At 40.6% G+C, this 22,661-nt stretch carries 22 protein-coding genes and 1 pseudogene; 13 read left to right on the top strand and 10 right to left on the bottom strand.

Annotated features, from left to right (window positions below):
* The first annotated feature begins 366 nt into the window (after positions 1-366).
* Positions 367-612 carry a UPF0175 family protein gene (locus tag IM322_RS07780; RefSeq protein ID WP_002751850.1) on the top strand — a complete coding sequence of 82 codons (246 nt, stop codon included), beginning with the start codon at positions 367-369 and terminating at the stop codon, positions 610-612.
* On the top strand, positions 609-1,124 hold the full coding sequence (locus IM322_RS07775) for a PIN domain-containing protein (protein WP_287674657.1): 516 nt from the start codon (positions 609-611) through the stop codon (positions 1,122-1,124). The genes IM322_RS07780 and IM322_RS07775 overlap by 4 nt, the downstream gene beginning before the upstream one ends.
* Positions 1,125-1,154: 30 nt before the next feature.
* Here IM322_RS07775 and IM322_RS07770 read toward each other — a convergent pair.
* Positions 1,155-1,286: pseudogene (locus tag IM322_RS07770) on the bottom strand (PEP-CTERM sorting domain-containing protein); the annotation flags it as partial.
* A gap of 1,312 nt (positions 1,287-2,598) precedes the next feature.
* Between IM322_RS07770 and IM322_RS07765 the strand changes: the two are divergent.
* Together IM322_RS07765 and IM322_RS07760 are read left to right on the top strand one after the other, a co-directional pair.
* Positions 2,599-2,844, top strand: a complete 246-nt coding sequence (locus tag IM322_RS07765; protein WP_158198478.1) for a hypothetical protein — start codon at positions 2,599-2,601, stop codon at positions 2,842-2,844.
* A gap of 40 nt (positions 2,845-2,884) precedes the next feature.
* Complete coding sequence (locus IM322_RS07760; protein ID WP_416361014.1) at positions 2,885-3,088, top strand: type II toxin-antitoxin system RelE family toxin; 204 nt, start codon at positions 2,885-2,887, stop codon at positions 3,086-3,088.
* 160 nt (positions 3,089-3,248) lie between these two features.
* On the opposite strand, the gene IM322_RS07755 is transcribed toward IM322_RS07760, so the two are convergent.
* From IM322_RS07755 to IM322_RS07745, 3 genes are all read right to left on the bottom strand, one after another.
* Positions 3,249-3,701, bottom strand: coding sequence for a type II toxin-antitoxin system VapC family toxin (locus IM322_RS07755; protein WP_287674656.1), 453 nt, complete (start codon positions 3,699-3,701; stop codon positions 3,249-3,251).
* Positions 3,701-3,937 (bottom strand): hypothetical protein, encoded by a 237-nt coding sequence (locus tag IM322_RS07750; protein WP_286823690.1) that lies wholly within the window; start codon positions 3,935-3,937, stop codon positions 3,701-3,703. Before IM322_RS07750 ends, IM322_RS07755 begins: the two co-directional genes overlap by 1 nt.
* Before the next feature lie 146 nt (positions 3,938-4,083).
* Positions 4,084-4,269, bottom strand: a complete 186-nt coding sequence (locus IM322_RS07745; protein ID WP_287674659.1) for a type II toxin-antitoxin system PemK/MazF family toxin — start codon at positions 4,267-4,269, stop codon at positions 4,084-4,086.
* Between the two features lie 740 nt (positions 4,270-5,009).
* Here IM322_RS07745 and IM322_RS07740 point away from each other — a divergent pair.
* From IM322_RS07740 to IM322_RS07705, 8 genes are all read left to right on the top strand, one after another.
* Positions 5,010-5,321, top strand: coding sequence for a carbon dioxide-concentrating mechanism protein CcmK (locus tag IM322_RS07740; protein WP_002734613.1), 312 nt, complete (start codon positions 5,010-5,012; stop codon positions 5,319-5,321).
* 66 nt (positions 5,322-5,387) lie between these two features.
* Entirely contained in the window at positions 5,388-5,729 is a 342-nt protein-coding gene (locus tag IM322_RS07735) for a carbon dioxide-concentrating mechanism protein CcmK (RefSeq protein ID WP_002733426.1), read from the top strand.
* Between the two features lie 32 nt (positions 5,730-5,761).
* Positions 5,762-6,073 (top strand): beta-carboxysome shell vertex protein CcmL, encoded by a 312-nt coding sequence (ccmL, locus tag IM322_RS07730; protein ID WP_002759323.1) that lies wholly within the window; start codon positions 5,762-5,764, stop codon positions 6,071-6,073.
* Between the two features lie 70 nt (positions 6,074-6,143).
* Complete coding sequence (locus tag IM322_RS07725; protein WP_287674654.1) at positions 6,144-8,102, top strand: RuBisCO small subunit-like domain-containing protein; 1,959 nt, start codon at positions 6,144-6,146, stop codon at positions 8,100-8,102.
* 131 nt (positions 8,103-8,233) lie between these two features.
* Entirely contained in the window at positions 8,234-8,896 is a 663-nt protein-coding gene (gene ccmN, locus IM322_RS07720) for a beta-carboxysome scaffolding protein CcmN (RefSeq protein WP_287674652.1), read from the top strand.
* A 551-nt stretch (positions 8,897-9,447) separates the two neighbouring features.
* The gene (locus tag IM322_RS07715) at positions 9,448-10,863 is read left to right on the top strand and encodes a form I ribulose bisphosphate carboxylase large subunit (protein ID WP_002753365.1); all 1,416 of its coding nucleotides are present in this window, start codon (positions 9,448-9,450) and stop codon (positions 10,861-10,863) included.
* A 130-nt stretch (positions 10,864-10,993) separates the two neighbouring features.
* Positions 10,994-11,392, top strand: coding sequence for a RuBisCO chaperone RbcX (gene rcbX / locus IM322_RS07710; protein ID WP_286823696.1), 399 nt, complete (start codon positions 10,994-10,996; stop codon positions 11,390-11,392).
* Positions 11,393-11,407: 15 nt separating this feature from the next.
* Positions 11,408-11,743 (top strand): ribulose bisphosphate carboxylase small subunit, encoded by a 336-nt coding sequence (locus IM322_RS07705; protein ID WP_286823697.1) that lies wholly within the window; start codon positions 11,408-11,410, stop codon positions 11,741-11,743.
* A 67-nt stretch (positions 11,744-11,810) separates the two neighbouring features.
* Here IM322_RS07705 and IM322_RS07700 read toward each other — a convergent pair whose 3' ends face one another.
* From IM322_RS07700 to IM322_RS07680, 5 genes are all read right to left on the bottom strand, one after another.
* On the bottom strand, positions 11,811-12,821 hold the full coding sequence (locus IM322_RS07700) for a DUF4435 domain-containing protein (protein ID WP_287674650.1): 1,011 nt from the start codon (positions 12,819-12,821) through the stop codon (positions 11,811-11,813).
* 23 nt (positions 12,822-12,844) lie between these two features.
* Positions 12,845-14,284: an AAA family ATPase gene (locus IM322_RS07695; RefSeq protein ID WP_287674648.1), complete on the bottom strand. Its 1,440-nt coding sequence runs from the start codon at positions 14,282-14,284 to the stop codon at positions 12,845-12,847.
* A gap of 427 nt (positions 14,285-14,711) precedes the next feature.
* Entirely contained in the window at positions 14,712-17,018 is a 2,307-nt protein-coding gene (locus IM322_RS07690) for a dynamin family protein (RefSeq protein ID WP_287674646.1), read from the bottom strand.
* A gap of 12 nt (positions 17,019-17,030) precedes the next feature.
* A complete protein-coding gene (locus tag IM322_RS07685; RefSeq protein WP_286823701.1) occupies positions 17,031-17,828 on the bottom strand; it encodes a hypothetical protein in 798 nt (265 codons plus the stop codon).
* Complete coding sequence (locus tag IM322_RS07680; protein WP_287674645.1) at positions 17,818-20,289, bottom strand: dynamin family protein; 2,472 nt, start codon at positions 20,287-20,289, stop codon at positions 17,818-17,820. Before IM322_RS07680 ends, IM322_RS07685 begins: the two co-directional genes overlap by 11 nt.
* Positions 20,290-20,824: 535 nt before the next feature.
* Between IM322_RS07680 and IM322_RS07675 the strand changes: the two genes are divergently transcribed.
* Positions 20,825-21,703, top strand: a complete 879-nt coding sequence (locus tag IM322_RS07675) for an IS982 family transposase (RefSeq protein WP_002804497.1) — start codon at positions 20,825-20,827, stop codon at positions 21,701-21,703.
* 144 nt (positions 21,704-21,847) lie between these two features.
* On the opposite strand, the gene IM322_RS07670 is transcribed toward IM322_RS07675, so the two are convergent.
* Entirely contained in the window at positions 21,848-22,339 is a 492-nt protein-coding gene (locus IM322_RS07670) for a DUF29 domain-containing protein (RefSeq protein ID WP_287674642.1), read from the bottom strand.
* Positions 22,340-22,661 lie beyond the last annotated feature (322 nt).

Here is a 22,661-nt window from a genome sequence, read left to right as displayed (position 1 = left end):
TAGGGCATACCGGAACCTTTGGGCTAGATCCAATAAACGCTTGGGGAGAGAATACCTCTACTTTTTCAGAAGCAATTCTGTCTAAGCAAGTAATCTCTGTGAACCAAGAATCCCCGTCTCTTTAGAGCGGGGAGTGTCAACCCCTATAACTTTTGTTTCGGCAGATAATGAGTTGAATGTCGCTGTGATCAGTGAGGGATTGCCGATGGAAAATCCTAATAATCATCCATCTTAAATAAGCGATAAGCTGTGAAATCAGAAATTTTTATAGTTTAGGAAGAGAGCAAAAAATAATCGCCTTCAAGGGAGTAAATGAAGGAGGTTATGATATTATTCCAATAGGAAGGGATAGATAGGGTTATAGCCATGAGTATTGATATCTCCGATGAAATTCTCAGTGCCACACGCATGACTGAAGCTGAGATGAGGCAGGAAATTGCGGTCATGCTCTTTCAAAAAGAGAAGCTCACCCTTGCTCAAGCGAGTCGATTTGCCCGAATGAATCGTATTGCTTTTCAACACCTACTGGCAAGTCGTCAAATTCCAGTACACTACGATGTCGAAGATTTTGAACAGGATATTAAGAACTTGCGGGAGATGGGTAGATTGTGATTATTGTCAGTGATACATCGCCTATCAACAATCTTGCAGCTATTAATCAACTTTATCTACTACAACAACTTGACGAAATAGTTTTTATTCCCGAAGCAGTTTATCGAGAATTAACTGAGCCTGATTTTCCGGTAGCAGGTTCAATAGAAGTCCAAACCTTAGATTGGATTCAAACTCGAACCGTAACTAACCGCACAGTCATTGAATTTCTTGCTGATGAACTTGATAGGGGAGAAGCTGAGGCTATTGCTTTGGCACTTGAGTTAAGAGCAGATCAAGTTTTGATTGATGAGCGTCGTGGCCGTAGAATTGCTACTAGACTTAATCTTCGATACACAGGAATTCTGGGCATTTTGGTTGAGGCTAAAAATCGAGGGTTAATCTCTGAGGTGAAACCCTTGCTAGACGCTTTGATCAATCAAGCAGGATTTTGGGTTGCTGCACCTTTATACAAGAGTGTTTTACAGATTGTTGATGAAGGAAAAAATAATCCCCTTCAAGGGAGTAAATGAAGGGGCATTTATGGTATTTTTAGAAGCAATTTAGCCTACTTTTGTGGTTTCTTTTTCTGATGGTTTGGATGATTTTATTTGGCGCTTGAGGGTTGAGGCTGCGCCGAGAGTGCCGAGAGCGAGGAAGCTGAGAGTAGAAGTGGGTTCAGGTACTTTTGTTGAAGCTGCAATTGATTGAAGTTCAAGCGTGGACTCGAAGGACTGATTGTTACGGATTAGATTTGTGACAGGGATTGACGTTCGTCCAAAAAGTTCAGGTGGGAACTGTGGATTATCAGCTATAAAGCTGATATAATCTTGGATAAATTGAGATGACAAATTAAAGTCAGTAATCTCAAGTCCGCCGAAAATATTATTGCCGAAAGGGGATAAGGCTTCGTCGTCAATTAGGAGACTGGGAATATCGGCAGTCAGAAAGTTTTGCCCATTTTTCGATATAGTTAGAATCCCGTTCTTGAATAGAAAGCCGTTTCCAATCGGTCCACTTAGTGTTAAATCTGTTACACTCATCGTCGCTCCAATTATTGGATCACTAACGAACATAGGGTCGAAAGTTTCGTTACCTACAAGGTTAGCAAAGTTGAATGTAACATCTGCGAAAGAAAGTTTTCCTGTTGTACTATCAAACCCTATCTTAGGCGCAATGCTATCAACTGGTATTACTCCGCCTTCGGGAGAACCGAATTTGGAATTAGGTAGAGGTATTTCGGGAGCTTTTTGGACACAAAGATGTGCAAATGCTCCAGAGATATTGTTGATAGGTAAATTACTGGCTCGGAAGTCAATACTCACGACGGGTGGGCAAAAATCTAAAGTAGATTTGGCAGATATAAGTTGTGGATTGTTATTGTTTCCTAGAAGAGGAGACATAGTTTCTGGAGTAAATTTTTTTTGACCATCCACATCAACGTAATCAAAGAAAATTGTCAGATTTGTCGAGTTTACATTAGGGTTTGTAGCCTGTCCCACAAAGCTAAAAATTTTCCTTATTCCGCTTGGATTGTTTAGGAAAGGCTGAAATTCTCTTGATTCATTTGGATTGAGATTAAAGCTGTCTCCTGGAATCGGACCACCAGGAATAGGTTCGACTTGTGCTATAGCAGCCTCTGGGATAAACAGAACTAGGGAGAGCAAAAGAGATTTTCCGAGCAGAGATTGTATTTGCATTGGTATTTCTCTGAATGTATTACGAAATTAATTATTTTTAAGTGCGATCGCCTCCTTCGCAGCCAGGTCAAGCAACAGCCCAACCCAACCCCAAAGGCGATTGAAAACAACAATACACACTACCCCCCCCCCGAACTGTATTCTAAGCTACAATTTAATAAATCTTTATATTCCTTTCTTAATCCCGATAAAGAAACCGCAGAACCAAGTCGGTTGTGAACAGCCCACCGCTTTTACCATTTTTGGTTAGTATCTGGATGTGGTATTATTTGAGGTGTGTTCGGATTATCTGATACGATCAAGGTCTATGACAACTTACTATGAAATCCTCCGCCAAATAGAGAATCTTCCCCTTACGGATAGGTTGCGACTTTTAGAGGATTTAAAAACTATCATCAAGCCGACCCTAGCGCCAAAAGATGACGATGAGATCATTCCAGCCGAAGAACTTGCTGAAAGCCAAGCAGCATGGCAAGATTATTTATCTGGTCGAGATACTGGAATCACTTCAACAGAATTAAAATACAAACTATTTGGAGATAAACTTGGCTGATTATATTCTACTTAGACAAGCAGAACGCTACTTAGAAAGAATGCCAAAAAATGACCAAATTCGTATTCTTGAAGCTTTGGATACTTTGATTTCGGATTCTACAAAATTAGATATTAAACCCCTTTACGGAAGAGATGAACTAAGATTGCGAGTGGGTAAGTATCGAGTGTTGTTTTTTGAAGATAGAGATAACAATCTATACGTCATTACAACTATTAAACCTCGCGGCGATGTCTATAAATAATACCAGAACTCTTTTCTAGACTGCTGTTTCTCCTTTCGCCATAAAACAGTGATTCACAGAGGAAGGAGTTTCAGGTGTTTTCCCCTGTTTTACTCCTGCTCGGGCGACCTATCCGCTTCCGGGAGGGATTGTGGTGCGGTATGTCGGATTTGCTGCTTAATTATTGGGAATTAATCAAATCTTGCGGATGAACGATGGTAATATTGGGAATAGGGATAAAGTCATCAGGATTAAAGGTTAATAAATGGGTAATGTTAGAAGCTTTCATGACAGCAAGAAGCCTAATATCATGGGTGCGTTTTCCTTTAATGTTGTAGATGGTGACTAATTGAAACCAAAGGGGAAAAATATCCGGGGTTTCTGCAATTAATGTCAAGTTATCTAATAAATCATTGACATAATTTGTAGCTTGTGCTGGAGTCGAACCTAAACCATTAACATCAAGGGGTCGGGTTGCAACTACCCAAAATTCAATTAAAACTTGAGGAATAATAACACATTCATTAGCTGTTTCAACGATTTGAGTAATTACATTATTAGCAAGAGAATAAGTTGCTGAAGACGTATCAGCCGCCCGAAGCAAAATGTTAGTATCCAGTAAATATTGAGTCATTAGTCTTCATACATAGTGTCACGGTGTAAAGCTTCATCAGGTAAATTCGCACTTGTTTTAGGAAGTTTAGCGATTACTTTCTGCCATTTTTGAGCTTTTTCCTGGGGAGTGAGACTATAATCTGGGGAAGGGAGGGAAATTTTTGAGGTGAGAGATTCGGTGAAGGATAACACTTCTTGTTGTTTTTCTAAGGGAAGTTTTCTTAGGTTTTTAATGATAACTTGTTCAATGTTCATTTGACTTAGACTAATAGGCAACCATATCAATCATATCTCATGCCGCAATTTCTCTATATTTAATAAATCTTTACATTCCTCTCCCTAACTAGGGATGCACCTGGGACAATTGAGATATTTCCTCTTTGCGAACTATAATCCAAAAATTAGTAGTGAAAAAATTCAACCAAGCGATCAGCCACTAACAGGGCCATTTGTTCGTCGAGATGGCTAATTTGGGCGACGATTCTGGTTTTGTCAATCGCTCTAATTTGGTCTAAGGCAATACTGCCTTGCACATTTTTTTGATCAATCGGGATTCTGGTTGGGTATTTTTTAACCGTACTCGTGATTGGAGCAATAACTTAGGTAGATTTTTGGTTTCTGTAGTTAACCCCAAGGGCGATTGAACACAACAATACACATTATCACATCCGCAACAGTATCAAAAGCTACAATTTAACAAGATCGCTCTACTTTCAAGCAGAAAATGTACCTAGTGGTGAGTCAATTTTTTCTTAGAAGCGACCTGCAGTAAGGATTTTGTCAATTTTTTAGTATTTCTGTCTGGGGGAAGTGCAGATATAGTATAAAAAAATTATAAAAAAGGCGAAATCAGGGAAAATAAGGCTTTTATCTGCCAATAAATCCGGCAGAGACAAGCAAGCCGCCAAGAGAGAAGTTAAAGCAGAAATCGGCTCATAGCAAAGGTTTCGGCGGTAAATCTCCTGAGAATTGCTGAGGCTGATGAGCGAAATCAAGGAATGATTAACTTTCGTTAACCTGAAGATGAGAAATAATCATAATGTTTTATATTGTCAAAGGTGTCATAGTTTCCTATGCTTTTTTTAGGTTGATAATTTTGCCTGACTCGTCAAATTTTTACCAACCGGCCCTAGAAAATAAAAATAGTGGATGAAAACGGTCACGATCGAGATAAAATTCAGGATGGTCTTACCCACCTTGCCACGATCCCGACTGCCACCAAAGCTAGAGCAGGAAAAGTAACAAGGAAAGAATTTGACTGAAACAAAGTTGATAACGCTAACGAAATTAATAGTTTAGTTTGGCTTGACAAGCGAGGAACAAAAAAATGCCAATTGCAGTAGGAATGATTGAAACCCTAGGATTTCCCGCCGTTGTGGAAGCGGCCGATGCCATGGTCAAGGCCGCCAGGGTGACTCTAGTGGGTTACGAAAAAATCGGTAGTGGTCGCGTCACTGTCATTGTCCGGGGAGACGTTTCAGAAGTGCAAGCTTCTGTGGCCGCTGGAGTGGAGAACGCCAACCGGGTTAACGGAGGACAAGTGCTATCTACCCATATCATCGCTCGTCCCCACGAAAACCTCGAATACGTGCTGCCCATTCGCTACACCGAAGAAGTAGAGCAATTCCGCAGCTATTAAACACCGTTGATCGGGGTCAGCATCTATAGAGTCGAAGAAAGCCAACCATTAGGAGACAAAAATATTATGTCAATTGCAGTGGGCATGGTGGAAACCTTGGGTTTCCCGGCCGTCGTCGAGGCGGCTGATGCCATGGTGAAAGCCGCCCGCGTAACCCTAGTAGGTTACGAAAAAATTGGTAGTGGTCGCGTCACCGTCATCGTCCGGGGGGACGTTTCGGAAGTACAGGCTTCCGTATCGGCGGGGACAGAAGCGGCATCTAATCGTGTTAAAGGTGGTCAAGTCCTCTCGACCCACATCATCGCCCGTCCCCACGAAAACCTCGAATACGTTCTTCCCATCCGTTATACAGAAGCCGTGGAACAGTTTCGTGAAAGTGTTAACCCGCAACCTTTAAGACGAATCTAGAGCGCAACTAACTTTTAGTGTAAACAAATTCCATGCAAATTGCCAAAGTTTGCGGCACCGTCGTTAGCTCCCTGAAACCGCGCAGTATGACGGGAGTGAAACTTCTGCTTTTGCAATTCATCGACGCGCAAGGGCAACTTTTGCCTAAATACGAAGTAGCGGGTGATATTGTCGGAGCAGGGATTAATGAATGGGTGCTAGTGTCCCGGGGAGGAGCCGCCCGTATCGAAGACGGACAGAACAATCGCCCCCTTGACGCGATGGTGGTGGGGATTATTGACACTATAACCGTAGAAAATCGCACCCTCTACAGCAAGAGAGACGAATTTCGCCAATCTGGTTAAACATCGATAGGACCCAAACACAGTTAATTAACAACCAGCCAGCCAAATTCAGTATGGAGGAAGACTAACTATGGTCGTCCGCACAACGGCGGCTAGTCCGAAAAAGCGGACCAAATCCCCAGAGGAAACGCGCATAGACGAGAGTGCCAAAGTCCACACCTTCTCCAACCTCAGTGGCGCTATCGAGATCGGGGCGCGAGTGGTGATCGCTCCAGGGACTTCCATCCGCGCCGATGAGGGAACTCCCTTTCACATTGGCGACGACAGCAAAATTCAGGACGGGGCAATCATCCACGGTTTAGAAAAAAGCCGTGTGGTGGGAGATGACGGCCGAGAATATTCGGTGTGGATCGGCCGGGGCAGCTGTATCACCCACATGGCACTCATTCACGGGCCTGCCTATGTGGGCGATCGCTGTTTTATCGGTTTTCGCTCCACCGTCTTTAACGCCCGCATCGGGGCTGATTGCATCGTCATGATGCACGCCCTCGTTCAAGACGTGGAAATCCCCGCCGGGAAATTCGTGCCATCCGGTTCCGTGATCACCAGCCAACAACAGGCTGATCGCTTACCCGATGTCACAGAGATCGATCGAGCCTTCACCCGTCACATTGTCGATATCGACCTCGCCCCCAGCGTCCCGGTCAAAGCCCAAGGACCAGCGACTCCGCCACCGGCAGCCGCTATAAACATCGCTAATGAGACGCTATATAGAAATTCGGTGACACCTATGAGTTTAAATACAAACATTCGAGCGCAGGTTCGCTCCCTCCTCTCCCAAGGCTACAAGATCGGCATCGAATACGCTGACAAACGCCGCTTTAAAACCAGTTCTTGGTTAAGTGCCGGCTTTATCGACGGCAGCCGCGAAGAACAGGTATCCCAATCCCTAGAAGCCTCCCTGAGAGACCTGCAAGGCGAATACGTCCGCCTGATCGGAGTCGATCCCGCCGCTAAACGGCGCATACTGGAAATGATTATCCAACGCCCCGAAGACACACCGGGAGAACCGGCCCGCACCACCACCGCCGTCCACGGCGGTCATGGCAACGGTAACGGCAATTCAGACCTGTCCGTACAAGTGCGTTCCCTGCTCGCCCAAGGGCTGAAAATCGCCACCGAACACGCGGATAAACGCCGTTTTAAAACCAGTTCTTGGTTAACTGGACCGGCGATCGAAACCAAGAGCGAAGCGGGCATCATTCGCGATATTGAAGCGATCGTGACTGAAAATAGCGATGAGTACGTCCGCCTGATCGGGATCGACCCGCAAGCGAAAAAACGCGTCGTCGAAATGATTATTCACCGCCCCGGCAGCGCCCCCGCTAGTAACGGCAGCGGCAAAGCCAGCAGCTACAGCACCCCCGCCAGTAACGGAGCCAGTTATAGCAGCAGTGGTAGCTTAAGTGGGGAAACGATCGCTCAAATTCGTTCCCTGCTCGCCCAAGGCTACAAAATCGGCACCGAACACGCGGATAAACGCCGGTTTAAAACCAGTTCTTGGCAGAGTTGCGCCCCGATCGAAAGTAATCGCGAATCCGATGTAATTACTGCTTTGGAAGATTGTTTACGGGAACATAGCGGCGAATATGTCCGCTTACTCGGTATCGATGCTAAAGCCAAAAAACGGGTTTTAGAAACGGTGATCCAGCGCCCCGATGGTTCGGTGGCTAGTAATGGCAACGGTAAAACCGCCACCGTTGCTGAACCGAGTTTCAAAAGCTATGCTGCCGGTTCCTCTGGCGGCGGTACTGCCACTTTAACCAGTACCTTAACGGCGGAAACGATCGCTCAAATACGTTCTTTATTGAACCAAGGTCACAAAATTGGCAGTGAACACGCGGATAAACGTCGTTTTAAAACCAGTTCTTGGCAAAGCTGCACCCCGATCGATAGCAGTCGCGAATCCGATGTGGTGGCCGCTTTAGAAACCTGTCTGCGGGACCATCAAGGGGAATACGTCCGTCTGATCGGGATTGACTCCCAAGCGAAACGCCGTGTTCTCGAATCGATTATTCAACGCCCTTAATTTCAGGACTCGGCGATCGGTGAAGGGAGATAGGTGTTAGGTGTTGGCGGATCGGGAAAAATCCCCGAAACTCTAACCCCTACCCCCTAACCCCTGATCACTGATCACTGATCACTGAATAACTGTCAATTATGTCCTTACCCCCCGTTCAACCTATTAGCCGCTCGGAATTCTATGTCAATGGTGATGTAACCATTGATGAGAGTGCGATCGTGGCTCCGGGGGTGATTCTCCGAGCAGCCCCCAATAGCCAAATAATTATCGGTGCGGGTGCTTGCCTGGGTATGGGAACGATTTTAACCGCCTATCAGGGTGTGATTGCTATCGGTGCAGGGGCAATTTTAGGTACAGGTGTTCTGATTGTCGGTCGGGGTGAAATCGGTGAGAATGCCTGTATTGGGTCAACCACAACGATTTTTAATGCTTCTGTGGCAGCGATGTCGCTCGTGCCGTCCGGTTCACTGATCGGAGATACTTCCCGTCAAATTACCATCGAGGTGTCAGCGACCCCATCGGAACCGGAAAGACCCCCTCTACCGGAACCGCAACCCGTAGTCAGTCAAGTGTCCCCAGTGCCGTCAGTGGAGGAAGCGGTGGCCGAAACCGTGGCCAGTCCTTGGGATAGCGAGGAAATGGTCGCCGAGGCCAGTCCTCCAGAAACCAGAGAACAAGCATCTACTACTAACCGACCGAATCAAGCATCTGTGGTCGGAAAGGTCTATATCAATCAGTTATTGGTCACGCTATTTCCAGAACGTCATCGTTTTAATGGCAACAATAACCATAATTCTTGAAGGGGAAAATAATCGTTCACAAGCCAAAAATCTCAACAATAATTACTGAGTAATTAGACCTAATTTATCTAGAGTTCACTGCTGTCTAACTGTCCTCTAGGTACTGGGTATAATTGCTTAGAAATCCAGTTAATATTTAGCGATTGCCGACAATTTTTTGAGGTTGTAATTATTGATAATCTTCCTCAATTAAAGAGTAGTTTTAATCGCTCAAAGCCTGATGAGCAGAAGTTTCTGCGTGTCAATCAGGTAAATTTTTATTGATTTTTTTGTGTTTTTGTAGAGATTATCAAAGTTAGATGACGACAGATTAAAGAAACTAATCGCCCCGAGAAAAAAAAACAATCAAAATTTTAGAGATAGGGAAAAAAAATGATCAGAATAGGATAAAGTTCGTGTTAAGATGATCAGTTGAAAAAAACATTAGTGAAAATTGCTCCCTAACTTCGCTCCTGGCAGCAGGGGAAAGGAGCTTAAGAAAAATCTATGTCGGTTGACGGCGAGATTTTACAGGTGCGACTAATCATGCAGTTTATGGAGGAATAATCCCAATGGTGCAAGCCAAATCCAAAGGTTTCCAGGCCGGCGTAAAAGACTACCGCCTGACCTACTACACCCCCGACTACACCCCCAAAGATACCGATCTACTAGCTTGCTTCCGGGTGACACCCCAACCCGGAGTTCCTCCTGAAGAAGCAGGTGCGGCAGTAGCGGCGGAATCTTCCACAGGTACCTGGACCACCGTTTGGACCGATAACTTAACCGACCTCGATCGCTATAAAGGTCGTTGTTATGATATCGAACCCGTACCCAACGAAGATAACCAATTCTTCTGTTTCGTTGCCTATCCTTTAGATCTATTTGAAGAAGGTTCCGTCACCAACATCCTCACCTCGATCGTTGGTAACGTTTTCGGTTTCAAAGCTCTACGCGGTCTCCGTTTAGAAGATATCCGTTTCCCCGTCGCTTTAATCAAAACCTTCCAAGGTCCTCCCCACGGTATCACCGTTGAACGGGACAAATTAAACAAATACGGTCGCCCCCTACTCGGTTGCACCATCAAACCCAAACTCGGTCTTTCCGCTAAAAACTACGGTCGTGCCGTTTATGAATGTCTCCGCGGTGGTTTAGACTTCACCAAAGACGACGAAAATATTAACTCTCAACCCTTCATGCGTTGGCGCGATCGTTTCCTCTTTGTCCAGGAGGCGATCGTTAAATCCCAAGCAGAAACCAACGAAGTTAAAGGACATTACTTAAACGTAACCGCTCCTACCTGCGAGCAGATGATGCAACGGGCTGAATTCGCTGCCGAAATCAAAACCCCGATCATCATGCACGACTACCTCACCGGTGGTTTCACCGCTAACACCACCCTGGCGAAATTCTGCCGCGACAAAGGGTTACTGCTCCACATTCACCGGGCAATGCACGCGGTTATCGACCGTCAGAAAAATCATGGTATCCACTTCCGCGTTTTAGCTAAGTGCTTACGTCTCTCTGGTGGTGATCACCTCCACTCTGGAACCGTTGTCGGTAAACTCGAAGGTGAACGCGGAATCACGATGGGTTTTGTTGACCTGATGCGTGAAGACTATGTAGAAGAAGATCGCGCTCGTGGTATTTTCTTCACCCAAGACTACGCTTCCTTACCCGGGGTAATGCCCGTTGCTTCCGGTGGTATCCACGTTTGGCATATGCCCGCGCTGGTGGAAATCTTCGGTGACGATTCCTGCTTACAGTTCGGTGGTGGAACCCTCGGCCACCCCTGGGGTAACGCACCCGGTGCCACCGCTAACCGTGTGGCTCTGGAAGCTTGTATCCAAGCTCGTAACGAAGGTCGCTCCTTGGCCCGCGAAGGTAACGACGTGATCCGGGAAGCTTGCCGTTGGAGTCCTGAACTGGCTGCCGCTTGCGAACTCTGGAAAGAAATCAAATTCGAGTTCGAGGCTATGGATACCCTCTAATACAGCCCTTCAGAAGGTTGTTAGCAGTTATCGGTGGAAAATAATGCCGGGGACTTGCCCAAAATCGGCAAGCAGTGGTTAGAATTTCAACACTGATAACTGCCTAGCCAATAACTGAAAACTGTATAAAATGTATCTGAAAAAAGTTGTTCAAGATACCGCGAAAGTCTTACAAAGTTACCTAACTTACCAAGCGGTTCGCACGATTATCGATCAATTGTCAGAAACTAATCCGACTTTAGCTATTTGGCTGAGTCACTATACTTCTAGCCATTCCATTCAGGATGGCGAGGCCTATATTGCGGGGTTAATGACTGAGAATAAAGAGTTAGTTTTGCGGATCATGACGGTAAGAGAACATTTAGCCGAACAGGTTTTAGAGTTCTTGCCAGAGATGGTAAAAACGGGAATTATTAATGACAATACCGAACATCGTCGGCAACTTTTGGAACGTCTCACCCGTACTGCTATAAGTCAACCAGAGACATCGGAATTAAATCTCGATGTTGATGATCTACCCAACCCATAAGGAATCAAGAAACCCATGAAAACTTTACCTAAAGAGAAGCGTTACGAAACTCTCTCCTACTTGCCCCCCCTCACCGATCAACAAATTGCTAAACAAATTCAATACATGATCGATCAGGGTTATATTCCTGCTGTGGAATTTGAAAAAGATCCCAAACCCGCGGATTATCATTGGACGATGTGGAAACTGCCTTTATTCTCTGTTTCTAGCCCCCAAGAAGTTCTTAATGAAGTTCGCGAGTGCCGCACCGAGTATTCTGATTGCTACATCCGCGTTATCGCTTTTGACAACATCAAACAATGTCAAACCATGAGCTTTATTGTTCATAAACCTAATGCTGGCCGCTACTAATTTAGCTTTCATCTAATTATTAACTATTGAGGGGGGTTCTTAGACCTCCCTTTTTTTCTATCATTTGTTATTGAAAATCGTTGATTAACATCCAAAAACACTTGATTGGAAAATCATTAAGGTTATCACCTTGAAATTCTACAGATTGATTTCTAACCCAAGCATTTGCTACTGTGCGGAAGCGTGTGTCTTTATACTGATTAACTTTCTCGGCTTCTTGACTAGGATTTTTCCGAGGACCCGATAAGTCTAAGGCTGTTATATAAAGACATTTACTATAAACAACAAACATAAAATTAAATCCTATATGTCCATGAGATAACCATCTTGAGGTTTCAATGTCACATTGATTGGTCATATTCAAATAGACTTCAAATTTATTAAATAGCTTTTGAATCCGAAATCGATCTAGTTTTTGTTTTTTATTCAGTATCTTACCCCATTCTTCTAAATCAATTTTCAGAGATGTGGAGGTGATATCTATACACTGCCAATTTACTGATTTAGCAATAGGCTTAAGTAAATCTTCTGATAAACCTGCTAAACTCAAAGCACAAGCTATTCTGAGAGTATGCTCAAATTTAGATTCAAAAATTTCAAATGCTTCTTGATAAAAACTACTGACTAAATAATCGTTGAATGCCTTTCTCAACGTTGATATTTCAAAAAAATAGTTTTCAATTGAATGACCTCTACTCCAAATTAATCTCTTGTTAATTTTATGAGTTTTAATATGATCTTTTAAATCATTGCTACATTCAAATTCTCTAAATTCTCGATCAACAAAGCCCAAAACTCTATTGTTAACATCTGGCGGCTCTTGGGCAACTAAATCACAGATTTTTTCTATCTTAGCTCTATTTCCTAATTCTCCTTCTATTCGCTCCGCAGTATCAATAATAATATTTTTTAGTAAATATAATTTTTCCGCTGAAATCTGAGCTTCATTTTTTTTTAAAAGATTACAAATAATAGTAAAAAAATCCTCATCATCGGCTCCTTCTAGCAATAAAAACCTATCATTTGACATAATTATTTCAGTAACGTATTCTTCAGGAGTTAACTGTAATCCGTTCATAAAGTCGATACTTATCTAAATTTTTAAAAGGGAATGTTTTCAAAATCATCATCATCTAGTATATACATTTGATCTTCACTGTCAAGAGTATCAGTATTTATATTAGCGTTTGCCGTTGGTTGTAGTTCAAGTTTTATCATTCTCTCTCGATATTTGGATGCAATCACAGCAGAATGAGTACAAATAATGAGTTGTTTCTCATCAAGTTGTTTAACCATTTCTGGTAATAATTTACGCTGCCAATCGATGTGAAGTGAAATTTCAGGTTCATCAATTAAAACAACCCTACCACCTGTCATGTGACTGGCGGCATAAATTAAACCTACGACTTGTCTTTCTCCAGAAGACAAAATTTGCAGACTATGAATAGCTTCTTCATCACCAATTTTAACACCTAATTTCCCTCTGCCTTGAGGTAAGCTTGTAGAACCTATTTTTAATTGCTTTCTCTCTAAAAATCCATTGACTGATTCAAGATATCTTTCAATAGTATAATAAGCTGTTATTTGTGCATCTAGTCTTTGTTGAAGAGAACTTTTATACACTGATAAAACTCTACTAGCAATAGTTTTGTATTTTGGCTCTGATTCAAAGAATCTCAACTGTTCTATTAATTTTTTATAAACATCATCTGATTGATCACGATTAACTTGAAAAGGTGAATTTTGCAATTTTTCCGAAAGTTCTATTATTTCTGTAATAACTTCGTCTGGCTCTTTTGTATTATCGTCTGTCTCAAATGATTGAGAAATAACTTGAGAAAATTGAAGAAAAGCTTGTGAAAGCAAATTTCTATCAAGACTAGCAATTTTTAATTGAGCTTCTGTTAATTCTGAATTAATATGTTCTTCTATTTCTATCGGTGAAGGATACTCAAGTCTAGGGACAAATTTCCCAAATAGAATCCGAGCTAATTCGGTTGATCTGGCGGAACTTCTTAGAACTTTTCTAAAATTAGGTGATCTTCGGGCAAAATGTCTAATTTCATTTTCATCTAAGGTAGCCCATGCCTCAATCATTGTTCTAAAAGCAGGGAAATAAGTTGCTTTTAAGTCAATATCTTGCTTCTTCTTAGAAGATGATGGATAATAACGTGCAGGCAATAAAATTTCGCTATTTTCTTTTTGCTTTTCTTCTTCTAATAATTCTGCAAAACGGTAAGAATCAACTTCTTGATTATTAACAAAGACTTTTGTTACTGTTTCTTGAGGTTCTTGAGGAGAATTCTGCTGTTTTATCAATATTTCCGTATCATCATCTAATGTAATGGTTAATTTTTGAAATTTTAAATAGCCAAAACGTCTAAAATCTTCGTTGACGGCATTAGCAAGAATATGCAATACAGTTGTTTTGCCTGTGCCATTACTTCCATGAATAATATTAACTTCATCTTTAAAATCAAGATTAATATCAAATCTTCCATGTATTCCAATCGCTTCTAAACGCTTAATAAATCGAGACATACCTTTAATCTCCTATGACAGTCTCAAACGAAAATTATAATCTAATATGAAACTTTTCTCAAGTTTTTTCCTAAGCTGATCCGAACGGGTAATAATAACTAACACTGAGAGAGCTTATTTTAGTGCGATCATCGACCTTGACCTTGGTAAATTCTTGTCTAATCCTTTGAATTAGTCGATACTGCTGCCGATTCAACCCAAGGAAACCCCGAATAAATCTAACGCCTTTTGTTGCCGAGGAGAATTACGATTAGGGAATTTTCCCCTAAACTTTCCCCACTTGTTTATTAAGAAATATTATAATAAACATGGGTACATACAGAAAAGTTAATGGGTGTATCCATTGATGGATAAGGGTTTTTGGTTATTATAGTATATATGTATGAAGTATCGTCGCAATAATAGCGGTGCTTTGCTATAGCTAACGCTACTGAGAGGAACTATTTCTTTTCAAGGCAATTGCTAATTGTCTCAGTCGTTCACTAACTTCTAAATTAAATTCTTGAGATTTCAAATTAGCGGGTAATTCTGCTACAAGCTGAGGATTCTCTTTATACCATTCGTTTTGAGCGACACCTGCCCATGTTCCTTCTTTTTCTCGAAAAATATCCACTAATCCTCTTAATTCTTGAATACAGTAGGACTCAAATCCTGCGGCTTCAAAAATACCATTGCGTAGATATTCTTCAAAAGCGTTAATATCATTAGTTACTTCAAAGGTAACAACCTCTCTGGGTGGGGTTAATTGGTCGGCTAAATCGATAACTGTATCTACCGTCATTCCGATAAAGTTTTTGGCAATTTCTGTTACACCTAACACCTGTTGACGAAGACTAGGATTAAAGAGTAAATCAGAACCATATTTAACGTATTTTTTTAAGACCCTAAAAGCCGGTTCATCTCCTTGATAATAGTTATCAATCAGTTCCACATCAGCCCCCAATAATTTGACAATTTGGCTGCGGGTATCACTGTTAACAGGACCGCGAATTAATGCTTCAGCAACGGGACGAGCAAATCTTAAAAATAACACTGATAAACTATTTTCTAAGCGAGTTAAAAACTCCTGTTCTGAATAACCAATAAGTCGTTCTTTTACTTGAGAACTTCCCCATAATAAAGAGGACATATAATCGACTAATTTTAAGGCTTCATCTTTTAATTCTGCCGCTAATTGTCGAGCAAGGGCAGCCAAAAATGTTCTAACATCCCCATACAAGTCATCCCGCCAAGCATAATTAGCTCTTACCTTGTCGAAGTCTGGAAAAGAATTTGCGTCAAAAATAATTTCTTTTTTTCTTAAAGTTTCTTGTCTTAATTTTGCCATTTCACTGGCTAAAAGTTGGCCATAGCGTTCTTTAAATTTTTCGATACTACTGGAAGATTCGTTATTAACTTTTTCTAAGGGTTTGTTAATGACAGATGTTTCATAAAAATTTTGTAAATCAGCTTTTATCTGTTCCCATTTTCTATGCCACCATTCTGAAAAATCAATTCTTCTTCTTTCTTCTTCAAAGCGTTGTGCTTCCTCAGGATTTTCGGGAAATCTTTGACTGACAAGATGATGAATGTCCTCTGAGGTGCTGACAATTTTATCAATGGAAGCTTCACAGCGTTTCTTGAGAATTGCCACTCGCTCAGTATTAATATAATTAAAGATTTTTTCTTTAATTTCATGGATTCCTGTAGCTTGAGTTTTTAACATTTCATCATCTATAATTCCAGTTAAAGTTTTTAATTTATCTTGAATATTGCTGGCTTGTCCGATTTCTAATTGAGTATGTTCTTCCGCCAGATTATTTAAGATTAAATAAGCTCCTGCTGAACCAGAAACAATGCGATTAACAGGTAAATTAGCGCGTTTTAACCAATCCTGAGAGGCTTCTGTAATATGAGTTTTAAGGGCTTCTGGGCTACCGAGAGAGTCAATATGACTTAAAAAGACAAATAATTTATCAGCAATGGTGACATTCTTATCACCTTGTTCGGTAAATTTAATAATTTCTAATTCGGCTTCTCTAATACTGCGAAAACGCTGAATTACGATGACTGCATCACAGTCGGATAACATTTGTTGGGCTTCATCAACGTGCTTGGCTAACCCAGAATCTGAACCAGGGACATCATAAAAGACGATTCCTTCTGCTTGAGCGAGTTTATTAGTATAAAGTCGGGCTTCTAGGACTGCATGGGCGTATTTTTCATCGGCAACGTATTTTTTTAGTTGTTCTCGGATGTCTTCGAGTCGAGTAAAAGGAATAACTAAATTACCTTCCTTTCTGACTTGTTGTAGAGTGATTTCGTTTTCTCTAATGGTTTTTAAGTCTTCTTTTGCGCCAACGGTTTCTAATTCTTTGAGGAGATGAATAAATTGTTCTTGGGTGCGGGTTTGCACTTCTAATCTTTGTTCAGATTCGCTTTTAACGGAATAAATTTGCGTGGTGGTAAAGGTACATCTTCCTCCTTTGGCAGGAAGTAAATCACATTCTAACCAGGCGTTAATAAAGGTACTTTTTCCTGCCTTTTCTAAGCCAACCACAGCGATACGAAATTCTCTTTTTCTCAGTCTTTCGAGTTGACGGTTAGCAGGTATTGCCTCTTGCATGAGGATTTCTGTTAATTGAGAGGGAACTTCAGCTTGGGGAAGTTTGGCTAAGTCAACAGCAAAATGTTGGATATTTAAGACATCACTGAGACGGGTTTCATAGTAGGATGAGGCAGATTTCCAATCCATTAAATTAACTCCTTAAATACGGTTGAATGATTTGAGAACAGACGCATCTCTCAAGCGACCTAGCTGTATAATTTTACCCTCTGTATCCTTAGGTATATCCCTTTTAATAACATACTTAGTTTCTGCACCAATAATATCTTGTCCATTGGGTATGTCAATCCTAATATAAAATTTAAGTTGGCTGTCTTGTAAAATTTCTTGATTAATAACATCTATCATTTGTTGTTCAGCTTCCTCTGTTCTAATACATAAAAACTCTGGGGCAGATTCAATTAGTTCAATGATTTTCTCTCTATTTATCCGCTTTCCTACAGTTAAGCCATAAACTGCTGATGCAGGAACAGCTAGACAAATCGCTGTAGGAATGGGTTGGCTAGGAAGTACAGGATGAATTGTGTTTTGTTTGCGGGAATCCCCTAACAATTTTTGAGTAAAATATGTTCCGATTAAGATAACAGCAGCGAGTACAATTAATTCCATTTTGTCCTTATCATTATCTACTGATTTACGAAGTGGTCTGGAGACATTTTTAACGAGTTCTCCCCCCATTTTAAGGATAGAGAATTCTTTAACAGGTTTTTGTTTATTGATAGAAATTGTATATATAATATCATCAGATAAATCTAAATCTTCATCTAAAGAAGCCTTTTTTTTAATATCATATTCTTGACAAAGTTCCTGGGCTTGGCTTTTATTATCTAAAATCAAATAAATGACAGAGCTTAAAGTACCTACTTCCTGACTTTTAATGTGAGGAAAAACTTGTTCAAAAATTTGCTGATATCTGGTTTCAAAGTATTCAACTACCATTGGAATCAGCCTCCTTTTCAAAATTTCCTAGTCGAGAAAATTCCTCTTCTAATCTTTTCGCTCTTTGTTGCATAGGTTGCCACACATTTTGCTGTTTTTCATAATCAAAAGTAATCTCCTGTCTAGCTTTTTCTAGTCTATCTCGATACTGATCAAGAATATCATTTTGAGTTTTATCTACACTTTTTTTTAAATCGTCAATTTGTGCTAATAGCCATTCTATTACTTGTTTTAACATCTCAGGTTCAACTTCTTTTAACTGTTTTTTCCAGTCGGCTAAAATTTGTCCTATACTTGGAATTTTTGCATTTTCACTGGATCGTTTTTCCTTTTTGGGAACTATCCATAACCAATGTTTCCAAGTTCTGCATTTTTCGGTATATTGTTCTTCTTTAATTTCAAAGTCCGAATCAAGCCTAACAAAATCAAATTTTAGATCATTTGTAACTTTGTTTAACTCTGATTCTGGAAATCTAATCACAATATCAGGAGCGCGTTCATTAGAACCTTTTTCTAAATAAGCAAGATGACAGATGAATAATTCATTTACTGCTTCATACATTCGCTGAATCTCTTGGGTAGAAATTTTATCCAACACTTGCGCTATAATCAGACTAAGATGAATAGACAGTTCGTTAAGTTCATAATTTTTTTGCTTAAGATTCTCTTTTTCTTCCTGAGTTTTTGCAACTACATTTTGTCCATTTTTGGCGAAATAATAACTATAGCCCAGTTTGATTAATCTTCTCAGATTACCCTCTAGCAAGTTAACATTGACAATATTAGCTTTTTTAAAATTAGGATGGTCTAGCGTAACTATGCCATTTTCTAATGATTCTGCAACTGCTTCTAAAATCTGGTCAACTCCTCTCCCCAGAGCATTTCTCCAATCATAGAGAGGGACTAATTTTTCTTCAATTTCATTATAAGGTTCAGTAAATTGAAGATCGGTAATAGCTTCTGTTAATATAGAAAGGGGATCATCTTCTGTTTGTTGGTTTAAATACTCCTCACAGTTTTGTTTAATTTTTTCAAAAGGCTTTCGTAAATTAGCATCACTCACTTGAAGAAATTGAGCTAAGGAAGATTTAATCCATGATATTTTTTCGATTTCCTGTTGATAATTTTCTTCCGAACTGTTAAGAATTGCCGTGGTAGTTTGTACTGCCCATTGTGCAATACTATTTCCCGCCGCTACATTAAATTTTTCTAGAGCTTGGGGAATAACTAATTTAGGAAAATGTTCTGCTATGTGCTTGCTTAGTTTGTCTTCAAATTCTTCTGCATAGGATTGTTTGAATAACTCTTTAGCAATTTGTTCTTGTTGAGAGATAGTCCATTGTTTAGGATCAAGACTTAAGTTTCCTCGCTTCATCATTTCCTTAATTAAAACTTGAAAGTTATCTATGGCTTGCTCATAGGGTTTTAATACTTTCTCAAGTCTAGTTTGATCATGCTCTGACCAATTTTCTTCTCTCTTAGGTAATTCCTCTAGCAGTTCCTGAAGCAATTTTTTATTATCCTGAATTTGTAAAGCTAATAAGGCTGGCCATGTACTCAGTTTTACAATTCTCAAATTTTCAATATCTTTTGTATATTCTCTTAAATTCTCGATCAGTTTTTCCTTAATGTTTTCAGTCGTTTCTTCAATAAACTCACCTTCACTTTCTTGCCAATCATCATCTGATCTGAATATATCAATTCGATTTAAAATAAATAGCATTCGTGCAGGAGAGCCTCCTAAATCTTTAACTTGATTAACAACTTCTGATAACAAATTATCAACTTTGTAAGGGTCTGTTTCTGCGCTGTTATATGTTACTAAACATAAAGCTTCACGACATTGTTTTATAATCCCAAGATTTCCCTCATCTCCTACATAAGAGAACCCAGGTAAATCTAATAACTTAACTCTAACCCCTTTAGGCAATTCTAAGAAACTTTCATCTTTAACCAGTCTAAAAGGATAATAAATAATAGATCGAGGATAAGCTAAATCAGGTTGTTTTTTTCTGGCTTTAATATAAGCCTTCATTAACTGTTTTAAGCGACTATAAATATCTTCATCGCTAATCTTTTCCCATTTCCCGCATTCCCACAATGCTCCAGGTGTTTCTTCAATAATTAAAGTCTTTTCTTCGCTATACTCAATGGTAACTGTTCCTGCACTCATTTCTCGCTGTGCCATCGGTACAATATCAGCACCACACAGGAGATTCACTAAGGTACTCTTACCACTGCTCGTCGTGCCAGTCGTCGCTAAAATCAGGGTAGGATGGCGCAATTCATTGATTAACACTTCTAAAGCTTTCTCTAGGTTACTAGAAAGTTCGTGGATTTCACCATGATAGGATTCAGGCAAATGCTGAATAATCTCCGTTTTGAAGTCACCCCAATAACCCGCTAGAAGGTTAGCTTTATTTTCCACTGCTTGGAAAACTTCGTAAGATTTTTGACCCATAATACTCTATCGCTGACAGAATAAGCCACAACTTTATTATAACGATAATTTTTTTTCTTGCCTAGATCTCCTGCAAAAATCAAAAATCTTCCCTTATGTAAAGAGACGAAAGACAGGAGGAGAAAAAAGACAAAAAACAAATACACTCTCGATAAAAACCAAGATTATGTCAAATTTATCCCACATTCAGCACTTGATGATGTGAGTATATATACTTAACGAGCTACTCCCAGCAGATTATTTTGCCAAACTTTTATTTATTGAAAAACAGCTAACACCATTGCAGAGTAAGTATTTCAGGCTTTTCTGTTGTCTATAAATGATTTGACGGTATATTGGGTTCAAGTCCGACTAAGCTATTGAGAGGAGTATCAATTCATCCAATATCTCCCCCATGAGAGATTTAGACAAAAATACTTAAATAGCTGTAAGCCTTTCTATGACTGGGTTAACGTCAGTTCGGGATAAGGGTGGAAAGAAAAGGCGGGGGCTAGTAAGCTGAAAAATATATAAACTCAGCACCCCCAACCCATCTATGTCTAGTCTAGAAGCTCTTTTCTGTCATGTCGACGACTTCTGTCGTGTATTTGAACCTAAATTAGAACAGACAAGGCTTTCAGCCGATAATAAAGCTCGTAAACGTGGCAAAATCTTGACTTTAAGCGAAATTATGACCATCCTGATCGCTTTCCATCAAAACCACTATCGTAATTTTAAACATTTCTACCTCGATCATGTTTGTGTCTACTGGCGACAAGAGTTCCCTCAACTGCCTAGCTATCAACGTTTTATCGAATGGATACCCTCGACCCTCATCCCCTTATGCGTTTACTTGAAGCATTGTTTTGGTCGTTGCACGGGGATTAGCTTTGTCGATGCCACCAAAATTCAGGTCTGCCATAATCGCCGCATCAGTAGTCATCGGGTGTTTGACAATTTAGCCGCACGGGGAAAAACCTCTGTGGACTGGTTTTTTGGCTTTAAACTGCATTTAGTGGTGAACGAGGAAGGAGAATTGCTCAATGTTCACCTTACCCCCGGCAATGTGGACGACCGCAAACCAGTGAACAAATTGCTACAATCCTTGTTTGGCAAAGTTTTTGCTGACCGAGGTTATGTCTCTCAATCCCTGGGGGAGGAACTGCTCAAAGATTTTGGTATTGAGTTTTTTGCTAAACCCAAGCGGAACATGAAAAATCGCTTAATCCGCCTTTATGACAAGCTTTTATCTCGTAAGCGTTCTATTGTCGAGACTATTATTGACCAACTCAAGAACATCTCTCAGATTGAACATTCCCGCCACCGCAGCCCTGTTAATTTTTGCGTTAATCTTCTCTGTGGTTTGATTGCTTACTGTCACCAGCCGAAAAAACCCTCCTTGAAGATGGAATGGGCTTTACCCCCCGCTGCTTAACCCGAACTGGGGTTGGGTTAGGTTAAATAAAAAATATTCAAAATAACCTGCTGGATGTGGGATTTATCTGAAGTTTTAGATATTTTGAACCGATGGCTCCTCGATAACTTACTTTTACAGCAGGTCTCCTTTAATTCTCCTATTCTAAACTGGCAAAAAGTCAAAATCTATAATTTCTGCAAAGGTATAAGGACAAACTTGCGGAAACGTATCAACAGATAAACCAGTTTTTTTGATCACCGATCGCTTGGCTTTATCATAAATTATATCTAACCTAGAAGCCCCATAATTGTAGAGGGTTTTTGACTGGAATAAAATTTCTAGTTCTAGACGGAAATTATCGATTTCATCGGCCCATCCCCGGCCACAATTACCTTTTTCAATCAGCCAATACTGATACATTAATAAATGTTTAACGGTTTGAATTAGATAGCTTTCCACTTTGTTTCTTTGTTCTCTCCCCCAATCTTCTATCTCCGTTAAAAGATGTTCCCAATCTAAATTTTTCATCTCCCCGCTTCGAATTTGTTCGGTGGTTCGCTCAATCCACAAAACAAAGTCCTGATCATAAAGCTGTTTTAATTCTTCCACCTGCATAGATTTTTGAGATTGAGCCGCGCTTTTATTATTAATCATCGGAAATTTTGGGTCTGAAACCCCGCCGTTCTACGGCGGCTTTACGTTAGAATTAAAAGGCCAGTCTCGAAAACCAAGTGGACGGCGCAGCACCTTGAAAACTCGGCTTAGGGGGTTCCGACCAGAAAAGCTTGGCCGGGTAAAAAGTCTAAGCAACAAGTACAAGAAGCGTTTAGCTGGAAACGTACCGTGGGACACACGGAATCGGGCTTCTGAAATGGGGCGAAAGTCTGTGGACTCTGTGTAAGACAGTACATGGTTTTTTAACTGTGGTATGCGACGGTGGTGGAAGCAGAAACTTAAATCGTGAGGTTTAGGAATC

Origin of the sequence: Microcystis sp. M109S1, from assembly GCF_020247025.1 — a bacterium.
In the GTDB taxonomy this organism is placed as follows: Bacteria; Cyanobacteriota; Cyanobacteriia; order Cyanobacteriales; family Microcystaceae; genus Microcystis.
The sequence above is the reverse complement of the archived record's forward strand: the minus strand, read 5'-3'. Positions and strand labels throughout refer to the sequence as shown.

What these genes read in the sequence shown, in the direction of transcription:
- IM322_RS07685 (WP_286823701.1), bottom strand. Translation starts at nt 17,828, where the DNA reads ATGGTAGTTGAATACTTTGAAACCAGATATCAGCAAATTTTTGAACAA.
- IM322_RS07735 (WP_002733426.1), top strand. Translation starts at nt 5,388, where the DNA reads ATGTCAATTGCAGTGGGCATGGTGGAAACCTTGGGTTTCCCGGCCGTC.
- IM322_RS07755 (WP_287674656.1), bottom strand. Translation starts at nt 3,701, where the DNA reads ATGACTCAATATTTACTGGATACTAACATTTTGCTTCGGGCGGCTGAT.
- IM322_RS07680 (WP_287674645.1), bottom strand. Translation starts at nt 20,289, where the DNA reads ATGGGTCAAAAATCTTACGAAGTTTTCCAAGCAGTGGAAAATAAAGCT.
- IM322_RS07695 (WP_287674648.1), bottom strand. Translation starts at nt 14,284, where the DNA reads ATGTCTCGATTTATTAAGCGTTTAGAAGCGATTGGAATACATGGAAGA.
- IM322_RS07690 (WP_287674646.1), bottom strand. Translation starts at nt 17,018, where the DNA reads ATGGATTGGAAATCTGCCTCATCCTACTATGAAACCCGTCTCAGTGAT.
- IM322_RS07700 (WP_287674650.1), bottom strand. Translation starts at nt 12,821, where the DNA reads ATGAACGGATTACAGTTAACTCCTGAAGAATACGTTACTGAAATAATT.
- IM322_RS07725 (WP_287674654.1), top strand. Translation starts at nt 6,144, where the DNA reads ATGGTCGTCCGCACAACGGCGGCTAGTCCGAAAAAGCGGACCAAATCC.
- IM322_RS07760 (WP_416361014.1), top strand. Translation starts at nt 2,885, where the DNA reads ATGCCAAAAAATGACCAAATTCGTATTCTTGAAGCTTTGGATACTTTG.
- ccmN (WP_287674652.1), top strand. Translation starts at nt 8,234, where the DNA reads ATGTCCTTACCCCCCGTTCAACCTATTAGCCGCTCGGAATTCTATGTC.
- ccmL (WP_002759323.1), top strand. Translation starts at nt 5,762, where the DNA reads ATGCAAATTGCCAAAGTTTGCGGCACCGTCGTTAGCTCCCTGAAACCG.
- IM322_RS07675 (WP_002804497.1), top strand. Translation starts at nt 20,825, where the DNA reads ATGTCTAGTCTAGAAGCTCTTTTCTGTCATGTCGACGACTTCTGTCGT.
- IM322_RS07705 (WP_286823697.1), top strand. Translation starts at nt 11,408, where the DNA reads ATGAAAACTTTACCTAAAGAGAAGCGTTACGAAACTCTCTCCTACTTG.
- IM322_RS07765 (WP_158198478.1), top strand. Translation starts at nt 2,599, where the DNA reads ATGACAACTTACTATGAAATCCTCCGCCAAATAGAGAATCTTCCCCTT.
- IM322_RS07780 (WP_002751850.1), top strand. Translation starts at nt 367, where the DNA reads ATGAGTATTGATATCTCCGATGAAATTCTCAGTGCCACACGCATGACT.
- IM322_RS07715 (WP_002753365.1), top strand. Translation starts at nt 9,448, where the DNA reads ATGGTGCAAGCCAAATCCAAAGGTTTCCAGGCCGGCGTAAAAGACTAC.
- IM322_RS07750 (WP_286823690.1), bottom strand. Translation starts at nt 3,937, where the DNA reads ATGAACATTGAACAAGTTATCATTAAAAACCTAAGAAAACTTCCCTTA.
- IM322_RS07670 (WP_287674642.1), bottom strand. Translation starts at nt 22,339, where the DNA reads ATGATTAATAATAAAAGCGCGGCTCAATCTCAAAAATCTATGCAGGTG.
- rcbX (WP_286823696.1), top strand. Translation starts at nt 10,994, where the DNA reads ATGTATCTGAAAAAAGTTGTTCAAGATACCGCGAAAGTCTTACAAAGT.
- IM322_RS07740 (WP_002734613.1), top strand. Translation starts at nt 5,010, where the DNA reads ATGCCAATTGCAGTAGGAATGATTGAAACCCTAGGATTTCCCGCCGTT.